Annotated in this window: 15 protein-coding genes and 1 tRNA gene; 9 read left to right on the top strand and 7 right to left on the bottom strand. The window is 72.9% G+C overall.

Features of this window, described 5'->3' with window-relative positions:
* Positions 1-39: 39 nt before the first annotated feature.
* Both QUG92_RS14675 and QUG92_RS14670 read left to right on the top strand, forming a co-directional pair.
* Positions 40-3,864: an AAA family ATPase gene (locus QUG92_RS14675; RefSeq protein ID WP_434533052.1), complete on the top strand. Its 3,825-nt coding sequence runs from the start codon at positions 40-42 to the stop codon at positions 3,862-3,864.
* 340 nt (positions 3,865-4,204) lie between these two features.
* Positions 4,205-4,789 (top strand): CDP-alcohol phosphatidyltransferase family protein, encoded by a 585-nt coding sequence (locus QUG92_RS14670; RefSeq protein ID WP_289459673.1) that lies wholly within the window; start codon positions 4,205-4,207, stop codon positions 4,787-4,789.
* Positions 4,790-4,894: 105 nt separating this feature from the next.
* Here QUG92_RS14670 and mscL read toward each other — a convergent pair whose 3' ends face one another.
* From mscL to QUG92_RS14655, 3 genes are read right to left on the bottom strand one after another with little or no spacing between them, the layout of a single operon-like run.
* On the bottom strand, positions 4,895-5,395 hold the full coding sequence (gene mscL, locus QUG92_RS14665; protein ID WP_289459672.1) for a large conductance mechanosensitive channel protein MscL: 501 nt from the start codon (positions 5,393-5,395) through the stop codon (positions 4,895-4,897).
* 56 nt (positions 5,396-5,451) lie between these two features.
* On the bottom strand, positions 5,452-5,742 hold the full coding sequence (locus tag QUG92_RS14660) for an FmdB family zinc ribbon protein (RefSeq protein ID WP_069711293.1): 291 nt from the start codon (positions 5,740-5,742) through the stop codon (positions 5,452-5,454).
* Position 5,743: 1 nt separating this feature from the next.
* Entirely contained in the window at positions 5,744-6,328 is a 585-nt protein-coding gene (locus tag QUG92_RS14655; RefSeq protein ID WP_289459671.1) for a 5-formyltetrahydrofolate cyclo-ligase, read from the bottom strand.
* Between the two features lie 113 nt (positions 6,329-6,441).
* Here QUG92_RS14655 and galU point away from each other — a divergent pair, with 113 nt between their 5' ends.
* The 4 genes from galU (at position 6,442) to QUG92_RS14635 (ending at position 9,472) form a co-directional block, all read left to right on the top strand.
* The gene (galU, locus tag QUG92_RS14650; protein ID WP_069711291.1) at positions 6,442-7,332 is read left to right on the top strand and encodes a UTP--glucose-1-phosphate uridylyltransferase GalU; all 891 of its coding nucleotides are present in this window, start codon (positions 6,442-6,444) and stop codon (positions 7,330-7,332) included.
* 89 nt (positions 7,333-7,421) lie between these two features.
* On the top strand, positions 7,422-8,081 hold the full coding sequence (locus tag QUG92_RS14645; protein ID WP_289459669.1) for a GNAT family N-acetyltransferase: 660 nt from the start codon (positions 7,422-7,424) through the stop codon (positions 8,079-8,081).
* Between the two features lie 116 nt (positions 8,082-8,197).
* The gene (locus tag QUG92_RS14640) at positions 8,198-9,322 is read left to right on the top strand and encodes a hypothetical protein (RefSeq protein ID WP_289459668.1); all 1,125 of its coding nucleotides are present in this window, start codon (positions 8,198-8,200) and stop codon (positions 9,320-9,322) included.
* A 74-nt stretch (positions 9,323-9,396) separates the two neighbouring features.
* A tRNA-Ala gene (locus tag QUG92_RS14635) sits at positions 9,397-9,472 on the top strand.
* Between the two features lie 55 nt (positions 9,473-9,527).
* On the opposite strand, the gene QUG92_RS14630 is transcribed toward QUG92_RS14635, so the two are convergent.
* The gene (locus QUG92_RS14630; protein ID WP_289459666.1) at positions 9,528-9,911 is read right to left on the bottom strand and encodes a hypothetical protein; all 384 of its coding nucleotides are present in this window, start codon (positions 9,909-9,911) and stop codon (positions 9,528-9,530) included.
* Between the two features lie 74 nt (positions 9,912-9,985).
* Here QUG92_RS14630 and QUG92_RS14625 point away from each other — a divergent pair, with 74 nt between their 5' ends.
* Positions 9,986-11,053: an amidase domain-containing protein gene (locus QUG92_RS14625; RefSeq protein WP_289459665.1), complete on the top strand. Its 1,068-nt coding sequence runs from the start codon at positions 9,986-9,988 to the stop codon at positions 11,051-11,053.
* A gap of 185 nt (positions 11,054-11,238) precedes the next feature.
* On the opposite strand, the gene QUG92_RS14620 is transcribed toward QUG92_RS14625, so the two are convergent.
* Positions 11,239-12,474: a hypothetical protein gene (locus QUG92_RS14620; RefSeq protein WP_182048108.1), complete on the bottom strand. Its 1,236-nt coding sequence runs from the start codon at positions 12,472-12,474 to the stop codon at positions 11,239-11,241.
* A 122-nt stretch (positions 12,475-12,596) separates the two neighbouring features.
* On the opposite strand from QUG92_RS14620, the gene QUG92_RS14615 reads away from it, so the two are divergent.
* Complete coding sequence (locus tag QUG92_RS14615) at positions 12,597-13,448, top strand: alpha/beta fold hydrolase (RefSeq protein ID WP_289459663.1); 852 nt, start codon at positions 12,597-12,599, stop codon at positions 13,446-13,448.
* A gap of 101 nt (positions 13,449-13,549) precedes the next feature.
* On the opposite strand, the gene QUG92_RS14610 is transcribed toward QUG92_RS14615, so the two are convergent.
* Positions 13,550-15,388, bottom strand: coding sequence for a glycoside hydrolase family 2 protein (locus QUG92_RS14610; RefSeq protein WP_182048110.1), 1,839 nt, complete (start codon positions 15,386-15,388; stop codon positions 13,550-13,552).
* A 92-nt stretch (positions 15,389-15,480) separates the two neighbouring features.
* Between QUG92_RS14610 and QUG92_RS14605 the strand changes: the two genes are divergently transcribed.
* A complete protein-coding gene (locus tag QUG92_RS14605) occupies positions 15,481-16,758 on the top strand; it encodes a phosphotransferase (protein WP_289459662.1) in 1,278 nt (425 codons plus the stop codon).
* Between the two features lie 127 nt (positions 16,759-16,885).
* Here QUG92_RS14605 and QUG92_RS14600 read toward each other — a convergent pair whose 3' ends face one another.
* Positions 16,886-17,224 (bottom strand): DUF1844 domain-containing protein, encoded by a 339-nt coding sequence (locus tag QUG92_RS14600; RefSeq protein WP_069711450.1) that lies wholly within the window; start codon positions 17,222-17,224, stop codon positions 16,886-16,888.
* Positions 17,225-17,328: the final 104 nt, after the last annotated feature.

The raw sequence follows: 17,328 nt of genomic DNA, 5'->3' as shown, positions 1-17,328 counted from the left end.
TGCCGCAGGGGTCGCCCGCTTCCGCCTACAGTGTCGGATGTGTGGCGAGACAGGGTGACCGACGGCGCGGACGACGGAAACGACGACGTCCCCGTCGATGCTGCCCCGACGCCCGAGGCCGGGCAGCAGCAGGAGACCGTCGTGACGGACGAGCCGGACCGCACCCTGCGTCCCGAGCTGCAGCTCACGAGCCCGCAGGCGATCAGCCTGGGTGACCCGCGCCTCCAGGCCGGCAACGCCGCCGAACCGACGTGGGACGCGTGGCGGACGCAGCTGACCGGTGTCGGTGGCACGAGCCCGCTCACCCACTTCAGCGACCACCCGCGCGCCCGGATCGAGCTGTCCACGACGCACCCGGGCGGACTCGCACAGTTCATCACGGGCAAGACGACGCTGCTGTCGAGCCTCATCCGCGACGAGGTGGCGCTGCGCGCCGCCCGCATCGCCGCCGCCCGTGTCGAGGCGAAGGGCACCGAGCTCGCGACCGTGCGCGGCATCGACGCCGTCAAGCTCGGCATCGGCATGGCGGACTGGCAGCACGGCGACGAGCACTTCCGCGGACCGGTGCTCCTGCGCCCGCTCGCGATCCGTCGCCACGGCCGCGACTTCGAGGTGCGCCTGCTCGGCGAGCCCGTCCTCAACCCCGGCCTCGCCGATGCGCTGCACGAGCAGCACGGCGTCATCCTCGACGCGCAGTCCTTCGTCGCGCTCGCGCAGCAGGACGGCTCGTTCACGCCGAACCCGGTGATCGACCGGCTCCGTGGCCTGACCGCGCACATCCCCGGCTTCTCGGTGCACGCGCGCCTGGTCGTGTCGACCTTCGCCGAGGTCGCCAGCGGCATGGTCGAGGACACCGGCGACCTGTCGCACCCCGTGCTCGACGCCCTCGCCGGCAACCCGAGCGCGAAGTGGCAGGTCGAGCAGTCCTACCACCCGGTCGAGCAGACCCCGTCGGACGAGCGCAGCCCGGAGACGGACACGCTGCTCCTCGACGCCGACGACGAGCAGGAGAACGTGATCGCGCAGATCACGGCCGGCAACTCGATCGTCGTGAAGACGCTGCCGGGCACCGGCGGGACGCAGACCATCGTCAACGCGCTCGGCGGCCTCGTGGCGGCGAACAAGCGCGTCCTCGTGGTCAGCCCACGCCGGGCGACGCTCCGCGGGATCGCGGCCCGGTTCGCCGAGGTCCAGCTGCCCGGCGTCGCCGTCACCCCGGCCACGCTGCGCCGTGATGTCGTCCGGGCGATCGCTCGTAACGAGAAGTCGCAGCGCCCGAACCTCCGCGAGGTCGACGACGCCCTGGTCCGTCTCCGCAAGGTCCTCACCGATTACCGCGGCTCGCTCACCCGGGTCGACGCGGACTTCGGCGTCTCGGTGCTCGACTGCCTCGTCGAGCTGTCCCGCCTGTCGCTCCTGCCGGTGCCGCCGTCCACCACGGCGCGCCTGTCGAAGCGCTCGGTGACGAGAATGGTCGAGGGGCGTTCGCGCGTCGCCGAGACGATGGTCAGCGCCGCGAACCTCGGCGAGTTCCGCTACGGCCCCGACGACTCGCCCTGGTACGGCGCGAAGTTCGGCTCGAGCGACGGCGCGCAGCGCGCCCACCGCACGGCGCAGGACCTCGACACCGAGGGCCTGCCGACGCTGCTCCGCCGCGCGCACGACCTCGTCGCGACGACCCGGATGCGGCAGTTCACGACGATCAACGAGCTCGGCATCTACCTCCGCCTGCTCACCGAGATCCGCGACACCCTCGACCGCTTCCTGCCCGTCGTGTTCGACCGGTCGGTCTCCGAGCTCGTCGCCGCCACCGCACCGCGGGGCGAGGGCGCTCCGATGTCGTCGACGAACCGTCGTCGCCTGAAGAAGCTGGCACGCGAGTACGTCCGCCCCGGCGTGCACGTGTCCGACCTCCACGAGGCCCTGACCCGCGTGCAGCAGCAGCGCGTGCTCTGGCAGCGGTACGTCGCCGCGGGCGTGAACCCCGAGGTGCCCACGGGCATCGGCGACGTGCAGGTGCTCTTCTCGAACGTCGTGCAGGACCTCGCGCGGCTCGACGAGCCCCTCGGCCGCACCGACCGTGACCGGCAGCTCGCGAACCTGCCGATCGACGAGCTCGTGCCGACCATCGCCGAGCTCGCCGCCGAGTCCGACGTCCTGCACAACCTGCAGGAGCGCACCGAGCTCATGCAGACCCTCCGCGACCTGCAGCTCGAGCCGCTCATCACCGACCTGGCGAACCGGCACGTGCCGGACCTGCAGGTGCCGGCCGAGCTCGAGCTCGCCTGGTGGCAGTCCGCGCTCGAGACGATGCTCGAGTCCGACCGGGCACTGCTCGGCGGCAACACCGACATGCTCGACCGGGTGGAGGCCGACTTCCGCCTGGTGGACGACGCGCACGCGGCCGGGGTCTCGCAGGGCCTGGCGTGGCAGCTCGCCGAGAACTGGAAGGTCGGCCTCGTCGACTGGCCGGACGAGGCGACCGCGTTGAAGACGCAGCTCAAGGAGGGCGCGATCACCTCGCGCCTGCTGCAGGACTCCGCGCCGCACCTGTCCCGTTCGATCGCGCCGGTCTGGCTCGCGAGCCCGTACGAGGTGCCCGACATCGCCGACACGATGCCGTTCGACACGGTGATCCTCGTCGACGCCGGTGCGGTCACGATCGCCGAGACCGTCGGCGCCGTCCGTCGTGCGCGGCAGACCGTCGTCTTCGGCGACCCGGTCACGCAGACCCCGTCGCCGTTCGGCATCGCCGTCGACCCCGACCGCCGTGCCCTGCAGGTCGACGAGGGCACGCTCGACGCCCTGCACGCCGACTCCGCGCTCGCGAAGCTGTCGACGCTCCTGCCGACGCTGTCGCTCACCCGCTCGTACCGCGCCGGCGGCGAGGACCTCGCCGAGCTCGTGAACCGCCGCTTCTACGGCGGCCGCATCGAGTCGCTGCCGTGGGCCGGGTCGTTCCTCGGGCACGGCTCGATCGCGATCGACTACGTCAGCGACGGCAAGGCCGTGCCGGACCCGGAGTCCGGTGCCGTGGAGAGCGTCGACGCCGAGGTCGACCGCGTCGTCCGGCTCGTGCTCGACCACGCCCGCACCCGGCCGACCGAGTCGCTCATGGTGATCACCGCCTCGGCCAAGCACGCCGTCCGCGTCGAGCAGGCCGTGCTCACCGCGGCGCAGGGCCACAAGGACCTGACCGAGTTCGTCATCGGCGACCGCGCCGAGCCGTTCATCGTCGCGACGCTCGAGCAGTCCGTGGCCCAGAGCCGCGACCGGGTCGTGTTCTCGATCGGCTACGGCCGGACGCCGCACGGTCGGGTGCTCCGCGACTTCGGTCCGCTCGGCAAGCCGGGCGGGGAGCGCCTGCTGGCGGTCGCGATGACCCGGGCGCGCCGCTCGATGATCATCGTCACCTGCTTCCAGCCCTCGGACATCGAGGCCGAGCGCATGGGCCACGGCACCGTCGCGCTGGCCGAGATCCTCGCCGAGGTCCGCGCCCGCACGGCGGCCGAGTACGTGCCGGACGACTCCGACCCGCTGCTCGTCGACCTGGCCCGCCGGCTCGAGATGCGCGGCATCCCGGTCGCGCTCGGCCACCGCGGGAAGCTCGGCCTGGTGGCCGCGCACGGCGGTGTCTGCGTGACGATCGAGACGGACGCCTCGCTGGTCCGCGGTTCCCTGCGCGAGACGCTGCGGCTCCGGCCCGAGGTGCTCCGCCGACTCGGGTGGCACTACGTGCGCGTGCACGCCTTCCAGCTGTTCTCCGACCCGGACCGCGTCGCGGACACGGTCGCGTCGGTCCTCGGTGTCGACCGGGGTGCCACGCAGGAGATCTCCATCCCACCGATCCCGGCACGTCGGTGACCCGGTCCCGGCGCGCGTCCCGCGCCGCCGGGCCGGTGACGTCGGAGACCGACCAGCTGGTGGGCACGTGGACGCGGGCCGACGACGCGGCGGAGGCCGCGCCTCCCGTCCGCCCCGCGGCCGACGGCGTCCCCGCTGCGGATGACGGCGTCCGTCCTGCAGTCGATACGGCGGCACGGCCGGGAGGCGCGTCCCGCCCCGGCAGGCGCGTCACCACCCGCCCGGTGCCGGGCTACGACCCGGCCGCGCCGCCGGAACCGGCCCGCCACCGCGAGGGCGAGAACGACGCCCGACTCCGGGGGGACGTGCCCCCGCACTGGTGACGGGTAGCCTGGGGGCGATGACTGACACCGCGCGACAGCGACCCGACTGGCAGACGTGGCCGAACCTGATCACGCTCGTGCGCTTCGTGCTCATCCCCGTGTTCATCGGGTTCGTCGTCGCCGGTCACCCGGGCTGGGCACTCGTCACGCTCGTCGTGCTCGGCGTCAGCGACTGGGCCGACGGGTTCATCGCCCGGAAGTTCGACCAGGGGTCGCAGCTCGGCAAGGCCCTCGACCCGATCGCCGACCGGCTCGCGATCATCGCGATCGTGCTCTCGCTCGTGCTCGTCGGCCTGCTGCCGTGGCCGAGCGTGGCGATCATCGTGCTCGTGGACCTGGTGCTCGTCGTGCTCTCGTGGCTGTGGTTCCGCGGCAACCCCGACCTCGACGTCACGTGGACGGGCAAGATCCGGTCCGCGCTGCTCTTCGTCGGGCTGCCGCTCCTGCTGTTCTCCTCGACGTCGTGGGCGTCGCAGTACGACTGGATCCGCGTGCTCGCGCTCGTGTTCGTCTGGCTCGGCACGATCGGCCACGTCATCGCGGGTGCCCAGTACGCCGCGGCCCTCGCCGCGAAGCACCGCACGGTGTCCCGCACGGCCTGAGCCGCCGGCCGGCCTTCGCCCCGCCTCCGTCTTCGTGGAACCACGGAACCGACGTCGAACCCGCCCTGCAGCGTGGTTCGACGTCGGTTCCGTGGTTCGACGCGACTAGAGCTTCGTCGAGCCGCCGATGCCCGGACCCTCGGGCGCGGTCGACGGGGCCACGTGCGCGCCGCCGCCGGTGTCCGCCGCGACGCCGTTCTGCGTCCGGAGCAGGTCGCGGATCTCGAGCAGCACCTCGACGTCGGTCGGCGGGACGTCCTGCGGCGTCTGCTGCTCGTCGTTCTTGACCCGCTCGAAGGCGATCTTCTTGAGCCGGTTGACCGGGACGACCAGGGCGAAGTACACCACCGCGGCGACGATCACGAAGTTCAGCGCGGCGCCGATGATCGCGCCGAACAGGATGTTCGCCGAACCACCGGAGACCGTCGGGATCGCGACGATGAGTGCCTTGTCGGGGCTCGACGCGTTGAACACCGCGCCGATGAGCGGGTTGATGAGCGCGTTGACGATCGTCGTGACGATGGCGGTGAACGCGGCACCGATGACGACCGCGACGGCCAGGTCGATGACGTTCCCGCGGAGCAGGAACTCCTTGAAGCCCTTCACGCGGGCCTCCTTCCGTGTCGAGGAGACCCCACCGTACCGACGGTGGCGAGCGTCCGTCAGGAAGCGCTGGGAGCGGCCGGCTTCGACTCGGTCTTCTTCGGTTCGCTCTTCTTCGGCTCGCTCGTCGACGACGTGCCGGACGCCGACGACGACCCCTCGGCCTTCGGCGTCGACCGCGAGTCGGTGCGGTAGAACCCGCCGCCGTTGAAGGTGACGCCCACCGGCGAGAACACCTTGCGCAGGGCGCCGCCGCACACGGGGCACTCGGTCAGGGTGGCGTCGGAGAACGACTGCTTGACGTCGAAGGCGTTGTCGCACTCGGTGCAGCGGTACGAGTAGGTGGGCACCCTAGCTCCGGAAGGTGATGATGCGCGACGGCGTGATGATGCCGTCGACGGGTTCGTCGTGGGCCTCGCGCGGGACCTCGTCGAGGTACTCCGCGTCGAAGATCACAGCATAGACGGGCGGGCGGTTCGCCATCGACCCGAGGGTCTTGTCGTAGTAACCCCGTCCCCAGCCCATCCGGCAACCGTCGTGCCCGACCGCGGCCGCCGGCGCGAGGATGGCGTCGACGTCGCCGAGCGCGAGCGGGGAGAGCAGCTCGCCGACCACCTCGGGCATGCCGTGCAGGCCCTGCTGCTCGGTCGAGCCGTCGCCCACCGCCCAGTCGAGCAGGCCGTCCTCGCGGGTGATCGGCAGCAGCACCCGGACGCCGTGCTCGTGCGCCCACACGAGGAAGGGACGCACGTCGGGCTCGTCGGGGGCGGACAGGTAGAGCGCGAGCGAGCGGACCTGCCGCTCCTCCACGAAGCGCTGCAGCGTGGCGGTCAGCCCCGCGGTGTCCGTGTCGCGCTCGGTCGTGGTCCGGGTGCGCCGCCGCTGCCGGAGCTCGGCTCGCAGGGCGCGCTTCTCGTTCCCGAGATCGGCGGTCATGGCGGGGAGTCTACCGAGACCGGGTTTGCGGCTTCCCGCCGCAGGACGCGGCTTGCCGTGTCCCCCGAAAGGCCCATGCCACGGCTCAGTGGTCGTCCGGTACGTTCATCCGCATGGGCTTCCAGATTTCGAAGGCGGTGATCCCGGCCGCAGGCCTGGGCACGCGCTTCCTCCCCGCGACCAAGGCGATGCCGAAGGAGATGCTCCCGGTCGTCGACAAGCCGGCGATCCAGTACGTGGTCGAGGAGGCCGTCGGCGCCGGTCTCACCGACGTGCTGATGATCACCGGACGCAACAAGAACGCGCTCGAGAACCACTTCGACCACGTGGCCGAGCTCGAGGAGACCCTCAAGAAGAAGGGCGACCACGAGAAGCTCCAGAAGGTCAACCAGTCGACCGACCTCGCCGACATGCACTACGTCCGCCAGGGCGACCCGCTCGGCCTCGGCCACGCGGTGCTCCGCGCGAAGATGCACGTCGGCCGCGAGCCGTTCGCCGTCCTGCTCGGTGACGACATCATCGACGCCCGCGACCCGCTGCTCAAGCGCATGATCGAGGTGCAGGGCCAGAAGAACGCGACGATCGTCGCGCTCCTCGAGGTCCCCGAGTCGCAGACCCACATGTACGGCATCGCCACGGTCGAGGAGACCGACACCGACGACGTCGTGAAGATCACCGGCCTGGTCGAGAAGCCCCCGCAGGGCGAAGCCCCCTCGAACCTCGCCATCATCGGCCGCTACGTCATCCGCCCCGAGGTCTTCGACGTCCTCGAGAAGCAGGAGCCGGGCAAGGGCGGCGAGATCCAGCTGACCGACGCGCTCATGAAGATGGCGGGCGCCGAGGAGTGGACCGGCGGCGTGTACGGCGTCGTGTTCCGTGGACGCCGGTACGACACGGGTGACAAGCTGGACTACATCAAGGCGATCGTGCAGCTCGCCTCGGACCGCGACGACCTCGGCCCGGACCTCAAGGCCTGGCTGAAGGACTTCAACGCGGGAGAGTAGCCACCCCGTCACGAACGGGTCCGGGGTCGCCCCCGGGCCCGTTCGTGCATCCACCCGGTCGACCACCGGGCACCGGAGGAACCACAGCGATGACGACGATCCCGACCCTGTCCCACGGGCGGGTCACCATCCGGCCCCTCCGGCTCCGTGACACCCGCGACCTCGACGTCGCGCTCGCCACCAACCGGTCGTGGCTCCGGACGTGGGAGGCGACGAACCCCTCCGGGCACGTCTCCACCGACGTCCGCGGCAGCATCCGGGCGCTCCAGGCGAACGCCCGGGCGGGGCTCGGGCTCCCGTTCGCGATGGAGCTCGACGGCCGCTTCGTCGGGCAGCTCAACGTCTCCGGGATCACCTACGGGTCCCTCGGCAGCGCGTCGATCGGCTACTGGGTCGTCGAGGACGCCGCCGGGCACAACGTCACCCCGATCGCGGTCGCGATGGCGGTCGACCACTGCTTCCGCGTCGTCGGCGTCCACCGCGTCGAGATCTGCATCCGACCGGAGAACGCCCCGAGCCTCCGCGTCGTCGAGAAGCTCGGCTTCCGGTTCGAGGGCCTGCGCCGCCGCTACATCCACATCAACGGCGACTGGCGCGACCACTTCTGCTTCGCGCTCGTGGCCGAGGAGGTCCGCGAGGGCGTCCTCGACCGCTGGGTCGCCGGCCGGGTGCCGTCCGGCGTCGGCAGCGTCCCGCTCGCCGCGCGCGACGAGGCGGCGGTCCCGCTCGACACCCGCCCCCGGATCTGACGCACCGCCGCTGACGGACGGGAGGCACCGCCTCCTCCGACGGATTCCGTCGCGACTCGCGCAACACGCGTCCGGCAATCAGCGGCCGGGGGAACCCGCACCCCTACCGTGGCCCCATGGCAGGTATCGGCTCCTGGGGCGGCGGCATCGTCCTGCTCATCGCGGCCGTGCTCTGGGTCGTCTACCTCATGCCGTCCTGGGCGGCTCGTCGCCAGTACCTCGCCACCGAGCGGAACGCGATCCGGCTGCAGCAGACCCTGCGCATCCTCGCCCAGACCGCCGAGCTCCCCGACGAGGTCCGGGTCGAGATGAACGCACGGTCCCTCGCCGAGGCGCAGCGCGTCGCCCGGTCCGAGGAGGCCAAGCGCACCGCGATCGTCCGCGCCCACGAGGCGGCGCGGCAGCGGGAGATCACCCGGCGTCTGGCCGAGCAGCAGCCGACGCTCGAGCTCGTCTCGTCGGTCCCCGCGCTCACCGCGATGCGCATGCGTCGGTCCCGGCTCGGCGCGACCCTGTTCGGCACGCTCGGGATCGTCGTCGCGCTCGTCGTCCTCGTCGCGGCACCCGGAGCGTGGCTCGTCGCCGTCGCGGGGCTCGTCGCCGCGGGCGCGTCCGCAGCGGTCCTCGCGCAGCTGCACCAGGTGGCGCAGGCGCGGAAGGCGCGTGCCGCGGCCGGGGCTGCGGAGGCGACCCGTGCCTCCCGTCCGGCCGCCACCTGGACGGACCCGGCGCCGCCGCTGTCCACTGAGCAGCCCGCCGGACCCGCCCGTGACCGAAGCTGGACCCCGGCCGGTGTGCCGAAGCCGCTCTACGTGCAGCGGCCGTCGGCGCCGGCCCCTTCGCCGGAGTCGTCGGCGGAGCTCGCCGCCCGGCTGCGGGAGCGCGTCGCCGCGGCGAAGGCCGAGGCCGACGCCGAGGCGGCGGCGATCCGCGCGGGGGAGCAGGACCCGTCGCTCGCGCGGGTGTCCCGCCTGCGTGCCGACGTCGAGGAGGCCGCGGCCTCGCTGTCCTCGCACGACCAGGGGCGCCTGGCGGAACGGCTCGGGCTCCGTGCACCCGCGTCCGCCGACGCGTCCACCGCTCCGGCCTCGCCGGTTGCCGCAACCGCTCCGGCTGCTGCGGCGCCCGAGCCCGAGCAGCCCGCGACGCCGAGCCGCTGGGCCGGCATGGGCGTCATCGGCGACGACGACTACCGGCAGACCGACCTCGACGCGGTCATGCGTCGACGTCGCGCGGTCTGACGCCGCGGCACGCCCGGCCGCCGCGTCCCGATTTCGGATCGCGCTCGCGGTGGTGCTAGTGTGGTCGAGCACTTGGGGCTATGGCGCAGTTGGTAGCGCGTCTCGTTCGCAATGAGAAGGTCAGGGGTTCGAATCCCCTTAGCTCCACCAGATGCACGAAGGCCACCCGGACCGGGTGGCCTTCTGCGTTCCCGAGGGCCCGTCGTCAGCTCGGAGCGCTGTCCGTCAGGACGCCAGCGCGCGCGAGTTCGGCGTGGATCGCGTTCGCGGCCTGCTCGAACGCCCGGGTGCCGCGGGCGACGCCGATCGCCCCGCCCTTGAGCACCGCCCGCCCGGACCCGCGGAGGAGCCGTGCCACCGTGCTCCCGTCCGGTGCGACCATGAGCTGCACGTCGAGCCGGGTGTGGAACGTCCGCTCGCCCGCGAGCGCCCCGATCAACAGGGTGACGCCCAGGCTGCCGCGGGTCGCACGCAGGGCGCCCTGCGCGCCGTCCTCGACGATGTAGCCCTCACGGACGAGTGCGTCGCGGACGCGGAGGCGGGTGGAGTCGGGGTCGGCGGCGACGAAGAAGTCGTGGCTCTCGGGCATGCGGGTGGCGGTCCTTCCGGTCGGTGGTGCGCTTCCGGTGATCCTGCCGCACCGTCGCCTACCCTGGTGCAGACATGACTGCCTCGTTCACCCGCCGCTCCCTGCTCTCCCTCGCCGGCGTCGCCGGCATCGGGATCGCCGTCGCCGCCTGCTCCCGCGGCGACGACGCCACGTCGAGCCCGTCGGGCTCGTCCGGATCGTCGAGCTCGTCCGGGGCGGCTTCCGGTGGCAAGGACGGCGGGTCGTCGTCGAGCGCCCGCCCGGCCGCCTCGTCGATCGAGCCCGCACAGGTCCCGCTCGCCGGCGGCGTCACCGTCACGGTCGCCGGGACCGGCCTGGCCGAGGTCCGCGGGGTGACGGTCGGCGGGATCGCGGCGCATGACGTGCGGGCCTCGGCGACGAAGGTGACCTTCACGGCTCCGCACCAGGCGATGTACACGCCCGGCTCGGCGGACGTCGCGCTCTTCACGACGGCGGTCGAGCCGAGTCCGTCCGCCAACCGGTCGTCGGACGGCAACGGCAGCGCGGCGAACGACGGGCAGGCCGGTGCGACCCAGGACCAGGCGACCGCGACCCCGACGCCCACGGCTGCACCCGTCCCGGACGCGTCGACGGCGGTCGCGACGTCGACGGTCGCCTACGCGGCGCTGACCGACGTCGACCGGCAGCTCGCGTACGCGATGCGGTACTGGTCCGACTACAACCTCGCCGAGTACGGCACCATGAACCCGATCGGTGGCGACTGCGCGAACTACGTGTCGCAGACCCTGGTCGCCCGCGGGTGGCAGCAGCGCTCCGACTGGTACAACCGGGCCGGCGGCGCCCAGCACAGCGCCACGTGGACGTACTGCCCGGCGATGGACCCGTGGATGACGGCCAACGCGGCGGAGTTCGGGCTCACCCGACGCTCCCTCGACGAGCGGAGCAAGGTCAGGGTCGGCGACATCGTGTTCTACGACTGGAACGACAACCAGTCGCCCGACCACGTGACGATCGTCTCCGAGGTCTTCACCGAGCCGGACGGCACCGTCCGGATCAAGTCGGCGAGCCACAACCAGGACGGGCCCTACCGCGACCTCGACGAGATGATCACCGTGCAGCACCCGGGCGGCACCGCCTGGTTCCACACGTTCGACGCGTAGAACCGCGTCGCGGGGCGGCCCCGACGGCGGACGTCCCGCCGACACGCGGTGGCGCGTCGCACAGCCGAAGGCACGTCGCGCCGCGCGATTCCGTAGCGCGACGTGCCTTCCGTTGTGCGGAGGCGCGTCGCACCGCGAGACCGCGGCCGGTCAGCGCTCGGCCCGCCCCACCCGCCGGCGCGTGCTCAGGGGAACCCGAGGAACCACAGCAGCACGACCGCGACCGGCTGCAGGCACACCCCGACCACGAGCCACGCGACCGTCCGCCGCCGCGTCCCCGTGAAGCCCGCCGCCCCGAGGAGCGGCGCCGTCGGCAGGAGCAGTCGCGGCAGGCTCTGCTGCGGCAGGAACACCGCGACGAGGTACAGCGCGTACGACGCCGTGAACGCCACGACGTCCGTCCCGAGGGCGCGGACGCCCCGCCGGGTCCAGACCCACACCGCGGCGGCGAGCACACCCACCACGAGCACGACGCCGAGCGGCCCGAGCCACGTCGAGGCCATCCGGAACCAGGGCGTCAGCGGTTCGAAGTGCTGCCGACCGACGAACCCGACCCACCAGGACGTCTCCGTCTCGAGGTAGGCGTCCGGCCGCCCCGTCACCACCGACGCGACGACGGGCCACGCGAGGCCGGCCGCCGCGACCCCGAGCCCGGCGACGACGATGGCCACCGCGTCGCGCACCGGCAGCGCCCGGCGCTCCCGGACGACCCGCACCACCAGGTGCACCGCGAGGGCCACCGCGAGCGCGAGCACCCCCGGCTTCGTGAACGCCGCGACGAGCCCGAGCGGCAGCACGAGCCAGTACCGCCGGCGCACCAGTGCGAGCAGGCCGCCGAACAGCAGGAGCAGGAACGTGCTCTCGGCGTACGCCACCTGCAGCAGGAACCCGGTCGGCGCGAACGCGAAGAGCGCCGTCGCCCGGGTCGCCCGCCGCTCGTCGGTCACCGCGCGAACCAGGTGCCAGAGGACGACGCACGTGCCGGCCCCGGCGAGCGTGGCGACGAGCACGCCGGCGGCCCAGAAGGACCCGCCGGCCAGTGGCTGGACGAGCCGCGCCAGCGTCGGGAACACCGGCAGGAAGGCCCACGGGTTCGGCAGCACGTGGCCCGCCGCGTCGGTGGGCAGCGTCGTCGGGTAGCCGTGCTCGGCGATGGTCCGGTAGAACGACGCGTCCCACGACCCGAGGAACGCCGTGAAGGTCCCCTCGCGTCGGTACGACGCGAACCGCCAGCCGTGCGCGGTGGCGAGCAGCCAGACCGTGAGCAGCAGGACGGTGCTGACCACGCGGGAAGCCAGCCACACGAGGAGGGGAGCGGTCCACCCGCTGTGCCGTCCCTCCAGGCCGACCGTGAGCAGGCGACGGACGCGGGACGACAGCCCCGGCCGGGAGGCACGGGTCGTCTCCGCCAGGTCGGTCACCGACCGATCCTCCCACCTCCACAGCCGACGTTCACTGTCCGGTCGCCGCACCTCCAGGGAGCACCAGGGTGCAGGGAGTTGCATCAGCCGCGTTCCCTGGAAGGACCACGACAGGAGGAATCATGCCCTTCATCACCGTCGGCGCCGAGAACGGCCACGACATCGACCTGCACTACGACGACTTCGGCTCGGGCGACCCGGTCGTCCTGATCCACGGTTGGCCGCTCTCCGGCCGCTCGTGGGAGGGCCAGATCCCGGCACTCGTCGAGGCCGGCCACCGCGTCATCGCCTACGACCGCCGCGGGTTCGGCCAGTCCTCGCAGCCCTGGGGCGGGTACGACTACGACACGTTCGCCGCGGACCTCGACAAGCTCATCACCGAGCTCGGGCTGTCGAACGTCACGCTGATCGGGTTCTCGATGGGCGGCGGCGAGCTCGCGCGCTACGCCTCGCGGTACGGGACCAGCAACATCAAGAAGCTCGTCTTCGCCAGCGCGGTGCCGCCGTACCTGTGGAAGTCGGACGACAACCCGGACGGCGCGGTCGACCAGGACCTCGCCGACTGGTTCGCGAACGGCATCACGGGCGACCGTCCCGCGTTCCTCCACCAGTTCGTCGACATGTTCTACACGGCGGGCGGCGAGCCGGGCCTGCTCAAGAAGCCGCTCGTGAGCGACGACCAGCGTGCGTACGACCTGTCGATCGCCGAGCTCGCCTCGCCGAAGGGCACGCTCGACTGCACCGTTGCCTTCGCGACGACGGACTTCCGCGACGACCTGACGAAGATCGACGTCCCGACGCTCGTCATCCATGGCGACTCGGACGGCATCGTGCCGTTCGAGGCGTCCGGTCAGCGCACCGCCGCCGCCATCCCGAACGCGCAGACGCACGTCATCGAGGGCGGCCCGCACGGTGTGCTCGCCTCGCACAAGGACGAGTGGAACGAGACGGTCCTGCGCTTCCTCGCGTCCTGACCCTCCCGCGACACGCAACGTGGGCGGTTCCTCGCAGCGGTAGTTCGCTGCGAGGAACCGCCCACGTTGCGTTCTGCGGGAACGGACCGACGTGCCGCGCGTCAGCGCCCGGTGACGGCCGCCCGGATCCGCTCGATCGGCACCTTCGGGCTGCGGTCGGCGTTGAGCAGCCCGTTCGTCTCCTGCATCGTGTCCGTGAGCTGCGTCCAGCACGACCCGGCCAGGAACGAGCTCGCCCGGACGCCGTCGTACAGCGCTGTGATCCGGTCCACCCAGTCGTCGCCGTCGACGGCCGAGGTGTAGCCCCAGCCGTCCTCGCGGCGGGCTCCCGGCTGGAAGTCCACGCCGCCGAACTCGGTCAGCATCACCGGCTGGCCCTCGTCGGTCGCCCCACCGACCAGGATCCGGCGGTCGGCGGGTCCGCGGCCGCCGAGCAGCGCCGTCCGTGCCGCGTCGTCCGCGTACGTCGCCGCGAGCCGGACGCCGTCGCCCTCGTAGTCGTGGATCGTGACGATGTCCGAGTTCGTGTGCTCCCAGCCGTCGTTCGAGATCACCGGGCGGGTCGGGTCGAGTGCCCGCGTCAGGTCGGCGAGCGCCCTCGCGTACGCCTGCTGCGCCGGGTCGGTCGCGACGTGCTGCACGCCCCAGCTCTCGTTCGCGGGGACCCACGTGACGATCGACGGGTGGGAGGCGTCCCGTTCGACGGCGTCCATCCACTCACGCACCAGCCGCTGCACCGCGAGCGGGGAGAACGCGTACGCGCCCGGCGCCTCACCCCAGACGAGCAGCCCGAGGCGGTCCGCCCAGTAGAGGAAGCGCGGGTCCTCGATCTTCTGGTGGTTCCGCGCCGCGGTGAAGCCGAGCTCCTTGATGAGCTCGACCTCGCGCCGGAGGGCCGCGCGGGACGGGGCCGCGAGGTGCGACTCGGGCCAGTAGCCCTGGTTGAGCACGCTGCGGACGTCGTACGCGCGCCCGTTCAGCAGGAACGCGCCGCCGTCGGTGCCGACCGTCCGCAGGCCGAAGTAGCTCGCCACCGCGTCGACCCCGACGAGTGCCACGGTCGCGTCGACGAGGCGCGGGGTCTCCGGGCTCCACACCAGCTCGTCCTCGGCCTGGCCGTTCGTCTGGCGGGCGACGGGAACCGGGACGACGACCTCGTCGGCGTCGGCGGGCACGGCGACCTCGACCGACGCGAGCTCCTCGCCCGTGCCCTGCCACCAGGCGTCCACGCGGACCCGTTCGGCGTCCCGGCGCTCGCCGGCGAGCCGCACGGTCAGGCGCACGGTGGCGTGGTCGACGTTCAACCAGCGGAGGGCCGCGATCGACCGCGACGGCACGGCCTCGAGCCACACGGTCTGCCAGATCCCGGTCGTTCGGCGGTACCAGATGGCGTGAGGCTCCTCGTGCCAGTCCTGCTTGCCGCGGGGCTGCGTGACGTCGTGCGGGTCGTCCTCGGCGCGGACGACCAGCACGTGCTCGCCGTCGGGGTCGGTGCCGAGCGCCTCGGTGACGTCGAACGAGAACGGGGTGTGGCCGCCCTCGTGCTCGCCGACGAACCGGCCGTCGATCCAGACCCGGGCGCGGTGGTCGACGGCGCCGAAGTGCAGCCGCAACCGATCGGCCCCGGGGCCGTACCCGGCGGCGTCGAGCTCGGCCCGGGTCAGGGTGCGGGCGTACCAGACGACGGGGTGGAAGCCCGGTTCGTCGATGCCGGACGCCGGCGACTCGGGCGGGAACGGCACCGTGATGTCCCGCGCGTCGGGGAAACCGCTCCGCCAGGACGGGTCGTCCCCGGTGTTCCGGAACGACCACGTGCCGTCGAGGTCCGCCCAGGCACGACGCAGCAGCTGCGGACGCGGGTAGGTGCCGTCCTGCTCGGAGGCCAGGGGGAGGGATGCGCGGGGAGAGGGGGCGGCGCCGGTGCCGTCGAGGGAGCTCATGCCCCCATGCTGGTCGTTCTGTACATCGTTGTAAAGAGCAGAGGACGCGCCACCCGGGGCGTACTCCGGTCCCGACGCGTAGCGTCCTCCCCATGAGCGCCGAGGCACCCGACCGCGTCCACGACCGCACGCTCGAGGGCTGGATCGCCCGGCAGCGCTGGTACACGGCGAAGGGCAGCACGCCGTCCCTCCGCACGCTGTCCGAGTCGGACGGCACCCGGCTCGTCCTCGACGACGCTCCGACCGGGCCGGTGCTCTACCAGGTGCCGGTGCTGTCCCCGGCGCCGGATGCGGGCGGGTCGGGGTCGGACCCGGTCGACGCGACGACCGACACCGCGTGGGTGCAGGAACTGACCGAGCGCATCGACGCCGACCCGTCGTCCCTCCGCCCGATCGGACGGGTGACCGCGTCGCGCGTGCTCTCCGGCGAGCAGTCGAACACCTCGGTCATCTGCGACACCGCGGACGGCGCGCAGGTCATCGTGAAGGTCTTCCGCGTCCTGCACCACGGCGACAACCCCGACGTCACGACGCAGCTCGCACTGTCGGCCGCCGGCAGCGCCCGGGTCCCCACCGTGTACGGCGCCCTGCGCGCCACGTGGCCGGACTCCGGACGCCCGGACGGGACGGCCACCGGACACCTCGCGTTCGCCCAGGAGTTCCTCCCCGGGCTCGAGGACGCCTGGCGGGTCGCGCTGCACGACGCCCGCGAGGGGACGCCGTGGGACGCGCACGCCGCGGCCCTCGGGTCGGCGCTCGCCGAGGTGCACCGCACCCTCGCCGAGGCGCTGCCGACCGAACCCGCCGACGAGGCGCGCCGGAACGCGGCCGTCGCGACGATGCACGCGCGGCTCGACGCCGCGGTCCGCGAGGCCCCGACCGTCGCCCCGCACGTCGACGCCGTCCGCGCCGTGTACGACCGGGCCGCCGCGGCCGAGTGGCCCGCCCTGCAGCGCATCCACGGCGACCTGCACCTCGGCCAGGTGCTCGCGGCGCCGGAGCCCCGCGGGTGGGTGTTCCTCGACTTCGAGGGGGAGCCGCTCCGCCCGCTCACCGAGCGCTCGCTCCCGGACGTCACGCTGCGCGACGTCGCCGGCATGCTGCGGTCCTTCGACTACGTCGCCGGTTCGCTCGCGCACGACGCCGCGTTCGTCGACGCGGGCGCGTGGGCACAGGCCGCCCGCGAGGCGTTCCTCGACGGCTACCAGCGCGGCACCGGCACGGACCTCGGAGGCCACCGCGCGCTCCTCGACGCGTTCGAGCTCGACAAGGCCCTGTACGAGGTGGTCTACGAGACCCGCAACCGACCGGACTGGGCCGGCATCCCGCTCGCCGCGGGCGCGCGGCTCGCGTCCCGCGACGCGGGGTGACCGCGCCGGCCCGCTGACCGCACCGCACCAGCAGCGGCCCCTGACGGACGGGAGGCGCGTGACCAGCCGGTCACGCGCCTCCCGTCCGTCACCGGGTGCGGCGCGTCAGTGTCGCGTCAGTGTCGCTTCAGTTGACGGGCCCGGTGTACTTCTCGCCCGGACCCTTGCCCGGGGCGTCCTGGATCGTCGACGCCTCGCGGAACGCGAGCTGCACCGAGCGGAGCCCGTCGCGCAGCGGACGCGCGTGGTGGTCGCCGATCTCGGTGGCTGCGGCGGTCACGAGCCCGGCGAGTGCCGTGATGAGCTTCCGGGCCTCGTCGAGGTCCGTCTGCTCCTGCGGGTCGTCGGCCAGGCCGACCTTGACGGCCGCCGCGCTCAGCAGGTGCACCGCCACGGTGTTGATGAGCTCGACGGCGGGGACCTCGGCGATGTCGCGTGCCTCGGCGGCGGCCGCCTCGCCGGCGATCTCCTGCGGGACGTCGTTCCCAGGGCTGTCGTTCTCGGGGGTGTCGGGCACGGTGCTCCTCTGCTAGACTCATCGGCGGCAGATACTGTCCGTGCGCTTCGACC

It is taken from the genome of Curtobacterium citri, from assembly GCF_030362955.1.
GTDB lineage: Bacteria > Actinomycetota > Actinomycetes > Actinomycetales > Microbacteriaceae > Curtobacterium > Curtobacterium citri.
The sequence above is the reverse complement of the archived record's forward strand: the minus strand, read 5'-3'. Positions and strand labels throughout refer to the sequence as shown.

Excerpts from the sequence above, each read along its gene's own strand:
- QUG92_RS14645 (WP_289459669.1), top strand. The coding sequence starts at position 7,422 with ATGACGACGATCCCGACCCTGTCCCACGGGCGGGTCACCATCCGGCCC.
- QUG92_RS14630 (WP_289459666.1), bottom strand. The coding sequence starts at position 9,911 with ATGCCCGAGAGCCACGACTTCTTCGTCGCCGCCGACCCCGACTCCACC.
- QUG92_RS14610 (WP_182048110.1), bottom strand. The coding sequence starts at position 15,388 with ATGAGCTCCCTCGACGGCACCGGCGCCGCCCCCTCTCCCCGCGCATCC.
- QUG92_RS14625 (WP_289459665.1), top strand. The coding sequence starts at position 9,986 with ATGACTGCCTCGTTCACCCGCCGCTCCCTGCTCTCCCTCGCCGGCGTC.
- QUG92_RS14605 (WP_289459662.1), top strand. The coding sequence starts at position 15,481 with ATGAGCGCCGAGGCACCCGACCGCGTCCACGACCGCACGCTCGAGGGC.
- galU (WP_069711291.1), top strand. The coding sequence starts at position 6,442 with ATGGGCTTCCAGATTTCGAAGGCGGTGATCCCGGCCGCAGGCCTGGGC.
- QUG92_RS14670 (WP_289459673.1), top strand. The coding sequence starts at position 4,205 with ATGACTGACACCGCGCGACAGCGACCCGACTGGCAGACGTGGCCGAAC.
- QUG92_RS14615 (WP_289459663.1), top strand. The coding sequence starts at position 12,597 with ATGCCCTTCATCACCGTCGGCGCCGAGAACGGCCACGACATCGACCTG.
- QUG92_RS14640 (WP_289459668.1), top strand. The coding sequence starts at position 8,198 with ATGGCAGGTATCGGCTCCTGGGGCGGCGGCATCGTCCTGCTCATCGCG.
- QUG92_RS14655 (WP_289459671.1), bottom strand. The coding sequence starts at position 6,328 with ATGACCGCCGATCTCGGGAACGAGAAGCGCGCCCTGCGAGCCGAGCTC.